The sequence below is a fragment of the Roseomonas chloroacetimidivorans genome, assembly GCF_049629625.1.
Lineage (GTDB): Bacteria > Pseudomonadota > Alphaproteobacteria > Acetobacterales > Acetobacteraceae > Roseomonas > Roseomonas chloroacetimidivorans.
On record NZ_JBNBZS010000138.1, the window covers coordinates 1 to 9,867 of the forward strand.

General features: G+C 68.1%; 5 protein-coding genes and 2 pseudogenes. 2 read left to right on the forward strand and 5 right to left on the reverse strand.

From position 1 onward, the window contains the following. A pseudogene (locus ACO1BU_RS34475) lies at positions 1-143 on the forward strand (IS256 family transposase); the annotation flags it as partial. Positions 144-166: 23 nt separating this feature from the next. Here the strand turns inward: ACO1BU_RS34475 and ACO1BU_RS34480 are convergent. The 5 genes and pseudogenes from ACO1BU_RS34480 to ACO1BU_RS34500 form a co-directional block, all read right to left on the reverse strand. Beyond that, positions 167-853 (reverse strand): annotated as a pseudogene (locus tag ACO1BU_RS34480) (IS110 family transposase); the annotation flags it as partial. A 493-nt stretch (positions 854-1,346) separates the two neighbouring features. Then, a complete protein-coding gene (locus ACO1BU_RS34485; RefSeq protein ID WP_424140431.1) occupies positions 1,347-2,378 on the reverse strand; it encodes an IS110 family RNA-guided transposase in 1,032 nt (343 codons plus the stop codon). A 386-nt stretch (positions 2,379-2,764) separates the two neighbouring features. After that, complete coding sequence (locus ACO1BU_RS34490; protein WP_424140432.1) at positions 2,765-4,672, reverse strand: DEAD/DEAH box helicase; 1,908 nt, start codon at positions 4,670-4,672, stop codon at positions 2,765-2,767. Positions 4,673-5,078: 406 nt separating this feature from the next. After that, positions 5,079-5,471: a type II toxin-antitoxin system VapC family toxin gene (vapC, locus tag ACO1BU_RS34495; RefSeq protein WP_424140435.1), complete on the reverse strand. Its 393-nt coding sequence runs from the start codon at positions 5,469-5,471 to the stop codon at positions 5,079-5,081. A gap of 5 nt (positions 5,472-5,476) precedes the next feature. After that, entirely contained in the window at positions 5,477-5,677 is a 201-nt protein-coding gene (locus tag ACO1BU_RS34500) for a type II toxin-antitoxin system VapB family antitoxin (protein WP_424140433.1), read from the reverse strand. Positions 5,678-6,126: 449 nt separating this feature from the next. On the opposite strand from ACO1BU_RS34500, the gene ACO1BU_RS34505 reads away from it, so the two are divergent. Further along, positions 6,127-9,576 carry a DEAD/DEAH box helicase gene (locus tag ACO1BU_RS34505; protein WP_424140434.1) on the forward strand — a complete coding sequence of 1,150 codons (3,450 nt, stop codon included), beginning with the start codon at positions 6,127-6,129 and terminating at the stop codon, positions 9,574-9,576. The last annotated feature ends 291 nt before the right edge of the window (positions 9,577-9,867 follow it).

Here is a 9,867-nt window from a genome sequence, read left to right on the forward strand (position 1 = left end):
TCATGGTGTTCAAGCTCGTCATGGCCGCGGCCAAGACCTGGCGCAGGCTGAAGGGCGAGAACCAGTTGCCCAAGCTCATCCAGGGCGTCACATTCAAGAACGGCGTCGAGGTCACCAACACGCCAGCGCAGAACGCCGCCTGATCACCGCGTCACCCAAATTCCCGCATAGCTCCCGCCTGACCGAGATGGATCCTCAGCAGCAGGCGCTGATGGTCAGCCATCCGGCCCCGGAGGGCTTCGACGACGTCGGCGCGGGAGGCCCGAATGCGCGTCCGCACCCGGCCCGCAAGGCGTTCAGGGTCGGTCTCCCCCTCGGCTAGCGCATCGAGGATGGCCCGCCCGCTGGTGCCCATGATGTCGGACAGGACCGAGCCGAGCTTGAGGTTGGCCGCATGCAGGAGCTTATCGATGCGCTCGGCATGCGAGACCTTCTCACGGGTGAGCTGCTTTCGGGTGCGGGTAAGGTCACGCAGGGCCTGAACTGCCAGGGGCGGGACGAAGCTGGCGCGGATCAGGCCGTGCGCCAGCAGGTCAGCCAGCCACGCCGCATCACTCGTGTCGGTTTTGCGGCCGGGCACATTCTTCACGTGCATCGCGTTGGCGAGCACGAGCTCGAACTCGCACGCCAGGACCGCCCAGACTGGCTTCCAATAGACCCCGGTCGCCTCCATGGCCACCTGGGTGACCCCGTGACCCGCAAGCCAGCGCGACAGGTGCTCCAGCTCAGAGGTTGTCGTGCCGAAGGTCTCGATCTGGTGCTCGATACCGTCACGGCCGACAACACGGGCGCAGGCGACGACGCTGTCGCAGTGGACGTCGAGCCCGGCGCAGCGCTGATGCAAGACCTCCATGATCTCCTCCTTGCACAGGTGCGGCGCCGGCGAGGAGCCCACGATGTCGAACTCTAGGATGCGTGCTCCGGCCCTGGTGGGCCTGGCGACAGTACGGGGTGCGCGCGGGGCTCCGGGTCCAACTCTTATACGGGCTCGCGGCACCATGAACGAACCGACCTCGATGCCGACACCGCACGCCATCTTAGCCCTGGTTTCATCCGACGTGGGTCGGGATCCTCGCGGTGGGCAACTCTTATGGCGGGCTTGGAGATCAAGCCCTTTTTGATCGCCTCGCGGTGAATGGCATCCCGGCCGGATCACGGTTCTCTCCGCGGTCGGCATGGGCCGCCGCATGATGGTGTCGGAAGCATTGGCCTCGTGATGTCAGCGGCGCGGTCACCCAATCCTTGGATTAGGGCCGCAACAGAACCCCCGCGATGGCCAACACCCCGTCCCGACACGGGACGCCGTTCCGCCCGTTCGGCGGATCTCCTGTTGCGCTACCGCGTGCTCATGCCGGCTGTGTCTCCCGTGCCGACCAGCGGAACTCACTGCCGTCGCGCAGCATGCGATGCAGGATCACGGAGAGTTTGCGCGCAACGGCGACGGTGGCCTTCTTGGTGCCGATCTTCTTGGCCAGCCGCGTGCCCCAGGCCTTCAAGGTCGACCACTTCGACACGCGGTGGAGGATCACCCCGGCGGCCTCGAACAGGTAGCTCCGGAGCAGGCGGTCGCCGCAACGCGAGATGTGGCCAGTGTAGTCCTCCTCACCGGATTGGTAGCGCCGTGGCGTGAGGCCGAGATAGGCGCCCACGCTGGAGGATCGTGGGAAGCGTTCAGGGTCGTCGATGACGCTGGTATAGGCCAGCGCGACCAGTGTTCCGACGCCGGGCGCCGTCATCAGCCGTTGCACCGCCTGATCCTGGCGGGCCATGGCCACCAGGCGCCGGCTCAGGGCGGCGACCTGGCTGCTGATCGCCTCCCAAGCCGCCAGGAGCGCCTCGGCGACCGGCGCGAGCGGCCCACCCGCAACAAGGCTTCGCACCCGCTCCACGAAGGCCCGTCCGCCACCCTTGCCGGCGACGAGACCGAAGGGCTTGAGCACGCCCCTGATCTGGTTGGCGAGGTCCACGCGCATGCGAACCAGCTGCACCCGGGTCGTCAGCATGGAGCGGACCAGCTGGCTGTCCACGCTCTTGACCGCCACCTCGCGGTACCAGCCCGTGCGCACGATCTGCGCCAGGCCGCGGGCGTCGTTGCGGTCCGTCTTGTTCAGCTGCAAGGCGAGTGCCGCCTTGGCGTGTCGCGCGTCCAGGCAGACCACGGGCAGGCCGAGCTTCCGCAGCTCGTGCCAGTGCCAGTTCGACAGTGGCCCGCTCTCGAGCCCGATCCGCACCGCGCCTGGCGCCTTGACACGAATGGCCGCGGCGATCGCTTCCGGGGTGGAGGCGCACTTGCCCTGCCACAGCGTCTTGCCACTGCCGTCGACGATGCAGACCGAGGTCTGCTCCAGCGATACGTCCAGCCCAACATAGTGGTCCATGACAGTCCTCCTGGCTGCAGCATCAAGGGCCAGACAGTATCAGGGCCCGTTTTGCCGATGGAGGGCATCAGCCCGCCATAACCCCATGTCAGCTCTCGCACCAGAGCTGCCGTCGCAGGCCGGCTGATGCTGTCGGCCTAGGTTGTGGCGAGAATGGCGAGGGCAGTTGCCGCGCGAAGCAGATGAAGCATGCGGCGGCTGGCGGGGACACTCCATGATGCTTCTGGCCTTGAGCGGGAACATGGGCCGCTCCACGGCGCACCTCGTGTTGCTGCTGGTGCGCATAATCCCGGTCATTCCGCGTGACGCTGGGGTGATAGGGCAGGGGCCAGCATGACCCGACCCGGGAGGGGCGATCACCGCCGACGGGCGTTTGAGCAATTCGGTTATTTCGCGCGCGGAAGCGCCTCTTGCTTGGAACGCATCGCGCGCCCGGTGGGTGGCTTCCACTCGCCGCGCTTGCGAGCAGACCAGACGTAGCGGGGATCGCCGTCCAGGAGGTGGAGATGCTCCGCCAGGCGGTTACGCTCCAGCCAGGCGAGTGCGGCCTCCAACTCGGCCAGGGTCATGCGTGCCCGGGCCTTGTCACCGGTCACGCGCTTCAGGACGGCGTTGTAGCGGTGGTACAGTCCTGGTCCGGCGAGACCGCCCTTGAGGCCTGCCGCGCCGGCCTCGTCCTCCACGGCCTGGGCCGCCACCATCTCGCCCAGCCGGACCCGGAGACGGCGCTCCATGACAGAGGGTGCCTCCAGCAGCTCCTCTTGCGCCGCCTCCCTCTCAGGGCGCCGCATGGCCAGTTCCGGCCCGGGGGCAAGGCGGTCGTAGCGCAGGGCCAGCGCATTGGAGGAGAGCGGCACGATGCCCTCCTTGGGCGGCGGCAGCTGGTCGAGAAGCCAGAGGGGGAGGGAGCTCTGGGCCCGTCCGGGCTTGGGCCGCCGGGCAAGCGTTCCCTGCTCTGTTTCCATGCGCCGGCGGAAGAGCCCGAAAAGCGGGTCATCGGGGTGGAAGACCAATGCCTGCTGCGCTTCGTAGGCCCCTGCGTTCGGGTCCACCCGGGTGGCTCGGGCCACCATCTGCTCCAGCCAGGGGCGCGAGCGGATATGGGTCAGGGCGGCGACGACGGCGACCTCCGGCGCGTCCAGCCCCTCATAGGCCATGGCGACTGTCACCAGTACCGAAGGCTCCGGCCGCAGCCGGAAAGCGGCCAGCAGCTCATGCGCGCGGGGCGTATCGGAGGTCGCGAGCTGGGCCACTGTCTCGGCCTGGGAGGGCGGGATCCAGCGCCGGACGACATCGAGGTAGTGCCGGGCCGTCACCTGGTCGGGCGCTACCACCAGGAGCTTGCCCAGGCCTCTGGCAGGTTCTCCCGGCGGAAGGCCGCGCTGACGGCGGCGGTCCGCGCGCAGCTTGCGAATGGCGAGGAAAGCCTCACGCAGGAGCGCCTCGGCGAAGCCGGTCCGGAGCGCGGTGAAGAGGGCAGGGCGGGTGGTCTCGTCGGGGTAGCGGCCGGCGAGGCGGTGGGGACCGAGCTCGTTGCCGTCCTCGTCCCGCCAGCTAGCCTCGCCATCGAGGGCGCCGAAGGTCACGGGAAGCACAGCGCGCTCGGCCAGGGCCTGGGCGCGGGAGTAGCCGACCACCGCCCAACCGGGGGCATCCAGCTCGACCTCGCGCGTGCGGGCTTTCGGGCCTTTCCGGTAGGGTAGCCAGAGGATGCCCTTGCCGTCGGCTCGCTCCAGCGTGCCTGACAGCAGAAGCCGGACGGTGGCGCATTCCAGCAAGGGCAGTATGGCCCGTGACCACGCGCTCGCCTGATCCTCCTCCGTCTCTGCCGTCTGCGTGGCCGTGACCGGATCGGTGTCGGCGAGGGCGGGGAGGTGGTGTACCTCGTCCACCACAAGCAGCGTCCGATGACGGCGGAACTCGGCCAGATGCAGGTCGGGCGCGGCGGCGACGCCCTGGTAGGTGGTGACGTAGCCGGCAAGGCCACGGCTGGGGTCGGGTGTGTTGTCGGCCGCGCGCACGGCGAGGGCGTGGCCGAGCGCCTCGCGCCAGTACGGATCGGTGAAGGCCTCCTCCGCCTGTAGGCGCAGGCTGTCGCGCGGCACCACCCAGCAGATCCGGTCGACCACTCCGGCCGCGACCAAGCGGCTGGCCGCGATCACCGGCAGCAAGGACTTGCCCCCGCCTGGGGTGACGGCGGCAAGGATGTCGCGCGCCTCGGTCTCGCCCGCGGCAATGGCCGCGACCACCCCGGCCAGGCGTTGCTGGTGCGAGCGGAGCGGCCGGTGGATCATGACAGGATGCAGGATGGAACAGGCACTACAAGAGTCTGATTTAGCGTGATTCCTATGTCCAGTGGCTGTCGTTAAAGCGCCGATAGAGGCGGCGTCGAGAAAATTGCTCCGTCGTTCCGCAGGAGGCTGAGGGCGCCGCAGACACGGCACCATTCGCACCGGGCTCTCACTTGCGGTACATTGCTGCCAGCCACCGCGCGCTCCTCCAGCCGCCGGCGGTAAGGGCCGGCTTGAGGCACCCGCCTGCCTCGTCGGCCCGTCCTATTCACCCTGTCGCGGAGCCGGCGTCAAACGCATGATTCCCAAGCCGAATACAACCTTATTTTTACATAATGTTATGCGGCAATTTCGGCTGAGCGCAGCGGGAGAAAGCATATTCAGTCGTCTTCTCCGGTGTAGCGGCTGTTCAGTGGTTCGGTAACGTCCGCAAAGCCAAGTGTTCCTCGATCTGGTCGAAATCCCGATCGTTGTGCAGCAGCGTGTAGTCGCGCTCGATGCAGAACGTGGCGATGATCATGTCGACGGTCTTTCTGATCGTAACGCCCTTGCCGCGGAGCAGTCGAAAGTTGCGGGCAGCCTCGACCGCTAAGCCATCGCTCATCAGCGGCTCCACGACGAACTCGCGGAGCAGTCGCTCGATCCTCCGCGCGCGCGGTTCATCTGGAGCGCCCTGCAGAACTTCTAAAAGGATCAGGTCGCCCACCACGATTGGCTCCTGTCCAAACAGCGCGCGAAGGCGCTGGACATGCGGCAGCGTGCCCCGATCGCGGAGGTGATCAACCCAGACCGAGGTGTCCACCAGGATCAAGGACAGCGTCCCTCACGGGAGGCGGCGAGGTCACCCACCCACCCCAACCCGGCCAACTCCTCACCGGCCTTCCTCTGACGCGCCATCTTCACGACCTGCCGCAGTGCAGTCTCGACGGTCGCCTTCATCGTGGGCTGGCCAGTGGCGGCCATTGCTTCCTTCATCAAGGCTTGGTCGATATCGATGTTGGTTCGCATCGCAGCCTCCTGTGTATGGAGCAACCTATCTATACACACACCGGGCCGTGTTCAACCGTGGCGAGCCTCGTGCCTTGGTGCTCAGGCCGAGGCCGAACGCTACTTCGCTGCCCGCAGTAACCGTGCGACACTCGAAGGCCTAGGCGATCCTGGCGAAGGAAGGCCGGGACCACATGCCGCGACCGGATGACTTGCCGGATAACGCCCCATCTCCGGCGTGACCGACGAGCCTGCACCATGCTAACCAACCGCTGAGATCCCCCCGTCCAGCTGGCGGGGCAGGTGCACTCGAGGAGGAATAGGATACTACCGGCGGCTGCCTCGGTCCGCCTCCCGGAAATCCTGGCGCAGAGCCTGCCAGAACCCCACCGGCGGCACTTCCGTATTGGCAAGTCCCTGCCGGGCCGCTATCGCCAGTGTCGTAGACGTCAGATGGCGGAGTAACCCGGGTGGTACGCGTCACGGACAGCGATATCCGTCAGGCCGTCTCCCGAAGCGCCGTCCGGGCTGGCCTGGAATACTGGGCGGAGGATCTGGTGCTGTCGGTTTCGCCGTCGCGCGATGGCCAGCTGCTCCGCGGCAGCGTTCTTGGCAGTGCCCGCAAACCTTACCAGCAGATCATCCATCTCAGCCCGGCCCGCGACGGCGGTGTTTCAATTCGCGGCTCGTGCTCCTGCCCGGTCGGCTACAACTGCAAGCACGTGGCAGCCGTGCTGTTTGCCTACCAGGAGCAGCAGGGCACCGGAGATGACGAGCCCCCTGCGAGGGCTGGTGAGATCCCTGTACGGTTGCCGCCGCGCCTGGCCGGCGCGCTACCCCCTGCCCCGCTCTCACTGACCATGCCTGGTCCGCATGCCGCCGCCTCCTCGGCCGGAGCGCTGTCCCCGGACATCGCCGCCTGGCTGAACGCCGTCGAGGGCGCACGCGAGGAGGAGAGCGAGGACTACCCGCCCGCCATTCGCAAGCGCCTCCTCTACGTCCTACAGCTTGGACCACGGTCAGGCGGTCTCATGGTCGATCTGGTCAGCGTGGAGTTGAGGCGCGACGGATCCATGTCGGACAGGACGAAGCACTACAGCGCCTCCCAGCTCCTCCATTCGGGCCAGCAGCCGCGGTTTCTCCGCCCATCCGACCGCCGCATTCTTCGCCGGCTCGCCTCTCTGGGCGGTACGGGTGAGGACGGCGGGGAGTTCATCGACACCCTGCGCCTCATCCTTGCCACCGGCCGCGGCCGCTGGGCCAGCCAGGGAGGCCCCAGGCTTAGCGAGGGGCCGCCCGTCGCCGCGCAGCTGATCTGGCGCGTGTCCGAGACCGGGGCACAACGCCTGGACCTCGACTTGCCCCCGGAACTGCGGGCCGTACCGTTGGCAGCTCCATGGTACGTGGACATCCATTCCGGCGTCCTGGGACCGGTGGAACTGGGCCTGCCACCCCGTCTCGCCCGCACCCTGCTGGCCGCGCCGGCCCTGCCGCCGGAGGCCGCCCGTCACGTCGGGACCGAGTTGGCCCGCCGCCTGCCCGGCCTGCCGCTCCCGCCGCCGAGGGACATGCCACCGCCGCAAGCGGTTCAAGGGCCGCCAGCGCCGCACCTTCTTCTCATGAGCGGGGAGCTGCCCTTCGATTCGAACGCGCCGTTGCGCCACAGCGGCCTGATCGGGCCGGCGGCGCCAGTACCCACACGCGTGCCCCTGGCGCGTCTCTCCTTCCAGTACGGGCCCGTTCGGCTTCCGGCCGCCCCCGTCGCGTCATCCACAGTTTTGCATGACGGGCAGCTCTACCGCGTCACCCGAGACACCGCCGCTGAATACGAGGCCGCCCGGCAGCTCCAGGAGATGGAATTCGAACGCGTCAGCGGTCTGCTTCCCTCGCTGGCTGAGCATCCGTTTGCCGACGCATGGCTCCTGCTCGACCCGGATCCCGGTGCCTGGATCGACATGATGTTGTACGAGGTTCCGGCCTTGCGCGCGGCAGGCTGGACCGTCGAGGTCGCGGATGAGTTCCCGATCCGCCTGGCGGAGGCCTCGGGCGACCTGGCTGCCGAGGTCCATGAGGGTTCCGGGCTCGACTGGTTCGACATCGGCCTCGGCGCGATGGTGGACGGCGAACGGGTCGACCTGCTGCCCGCTCTTCTTGATCTCCTCCGCCACGTCGGCCCCGATGCCCGGTCACTATCGGATGAGCTGGCGGAGGGCGACGATGATGGTCCGGTCCTGCTTCCCCTCCCCGATGGTCGGCTGCTCTCCGTGCCAGGAGCCCGCATCCGTCCCCTCCTCGCTGTACTGCTGGAGCTATTCGGCGGGCGCGATCCGGAGCTGGTCGACGGTCGCCTGCGCCTGCCGCGGTCGAGTGCCGCTGATCTCGCCCTGCTGGAGGCGGCCAGCGCGGAGAGCGGCGTCGTCTGGCGAGGCGGCGATGCCATACGCGCCCTCGGACGTCAGCTCCGCGACGCCGGCGGCATTCCGCACGCCGCGTTGCCGGAGGATTTCGCGGCCGCTCTCCGCCCCTACCAGGCCCAGGGCGTGGACTGGCTGCAGTTCCTGCGAGCCGCCGGGCTGGGCGGCGTGCTGGCCGACGATATGGGGCTGGGAAAGACGGTGCAGACCCTCGCGCACCTCTCGATCGAGAAGGCGGCAGGCCGGCTGGACCGGCCGGCGCTGGTGCTTTGCCCTACCAGCCTCGTCTCGAACTGGCGAGCCGAGGCGGCACGCTTCGCACCAGGCCTGCGCGTGCTCGCGCTGCACGGCCGGGAGCGCGGGCAGGACTTCGCCCAGATCGGCGCGCACGACCTGGTCATCACCACCTACCCGCTGCTCACCCGCGACCACACCGCTCTCACCCTGCAGGAGTGGCACGTTGTGGTCCTTGACGAGGCGCAGACGATCAAGAACCCGCAGGCCGAGACCACCAAGTTGGCCGGCCGGCTCCGCGCGCGGCAGCGCCTCTGCCTGTCCGGCACGCCGCTGGAGAACCATCTGGGCGAGCTGTGGTCCATTTTCCACTTCCTGATGCCGGGCTTCCTGGGCGATCGGCAGAGCTTCGGCCGGCTCTGGCGAGCGCCCATCGAACGTGGCGGCGACACCGAGCGGCAGGCAATGCTTGCCCGGCGAGTGGCGCCTTTCCTGCTGCGGCGAACCAAGGCCGAAGTGGCGGCCGACCTGCCGCCCCGGACAGAGATCGTCGAGACGATCGAGCTCGAGGCCGGGCAGCGCGCCGTGTACGAGAGTATCCGGCTGACCATGCATGCCAGGGTGCGCAAGGCCGTCGCCGAGCATGGGCTGGCGCGCTCGGGCATCGTCATCCTCGACTCCCTGCTCAAGCTGCGGCAGGCCTGCTGCGACCCCCGGCTGCTGAAGCTCGCCACGGCGAAGGCCGCCAAGGCGCGCTCGGCCAAGCTGGAGCGGCTGATGGAGATGCTGCCCGCGCTGCTGGCCGAGGGGCGCCGCATCCTGCTCTTCTCGCAGTTCACCTCGATGCTGGCGTTGATCGAAGCGGAACTAAGCCGGACCGGCATCTCCTATGTGAAGCTGACCGGCAACACGCGGGACAGGGCGACGCCGGTGCGGCGCTTCCAGGCTGAGGAGGTTCCGCTCTTTCTGATCAGCCTCAAGGCGGGCGGCGTGGGGCTGAACCTGACTGCGGCCGACACGGTCATTCACTACGACCCCTGGTGGAACCCGGCCGTCGAGGACCAGGCGACAGACCGGGCGCACCGCATCGGGCAGGATAAGGCTGTCTTCGTGCACCGGCTGATCACCGAGGGCACGATCGAGACCAAGATGGAGGGGCTGAAGGCGCGCAAGCAGGCGATCGTCGCCGGCATTCTCGGCGCGGGCCCCGGCGGCGCTCTTGCCGTGACCGAGGAGGATCTGGAGGAGTTGTTCGCACCCGTCGTGCCCTGAGGCGGTGTGGCAGGCGGAGGCCGTGGTGCATGGATCGGATCTGAGTCCGAGGCAGGGTGGGATGGGGCTGGAGTGCCCCGATGATCGACGGGGACACCGCGCTTGCCCTTCAAAGTGAACAAGGACCGGCGCCACCGAATCCCGAGGCAGCTGGCATCCGGGATGAGCTATGCGGGAATTTGGGTGACGCGGTGATCAGGCGGCGTTCTGTGCTGGCGTGTTGGTGACCTCGACGCCGTTCTTGAATGTGACGCCCTGGATGAGCTTGGGCAACTGGTTCTCGCCCTTCAG

Excerpts from the sequence above, each read along its gene's own strand:
- ACO1BU_RS34490 (WP_424140432.1), bottom strand. The coding sequence starts at position 4,672 with ATGATCCACCGGCCGCTCCGCTCGCACCAGCAACGCCTGGCCGGGGTG.
- ACO1BU_RS34500 (WP_424140433.1), bottom strand. The coding sequence starts at position 5,677 with ATGCGAACCAACATCGATATCGACCAAGCCTTGATGAAGGAAGCAATG.
- ACO1BU_RS34485 (WP_424140431.1), bottom strand. The coding sequence starts at position 2,378 with ATGGACCACTATGTTGGGCTGGACGTATCGCTGGAGCAGACCTCGGTC.